At 69.8% G+C, this 288-nt stretch carries 1 protein-coding gene; it reads right to left on the bottom strand.

The window, feature by feature from the left end; genetic code table 11:
• Positions 1 to 101: 101 nt before the first annotated feature.
• A partial coding sequence (locus EN850_RS35775; RefSeq protein WP_210238103.1) for a hypothetical protein occupies positions 102 to 288 on the bottom strand: 187 nt, incomplete at its 5' end.

Genomic DNA, 288 nt, shown 5'->3' with positions numbered 1-288 from the left:
CAGCGCGGTACCGACCTTGCGTGCCAGCTTGCTTCGTTCGGCCGGCTGCAGACGCTGCAGCAGGGGCGCGGCCCAGGCTTCCAGCCGCTGTAGATCCTCGTTCACTCGGTGATGGCCGGCAGGGTGGCGATCTGTACGCCGTCTGCGACCAGGACGCCGCCGGCCAGCGTGTCGGCGTGGGCATCCTCTGCAGGAGGCTCGGGCAGGTGCTGCAGCTGCACCGTGCCGTCGGCGGCGCGCGTGACCAGCACCCGTTCGGTAAGCGGCATCTTGATGGCCAGATCCACC

The sequence above is a fragment of the Mesorhizobium sp. M8A.F.Ca.ET.207.01.1.1 genome, from assembly GCF_004794715.1.
In the GTDB taxonomy this organism is placed as follows: Bacteria; Pseudomonadota; Alphaproteobacteria; order Rhizobiales; family Rhizobiaceae; genus Mesorhizobium.
This window is presented reverse-complemented; position numbering and strand designations above follow the sequence as displayed.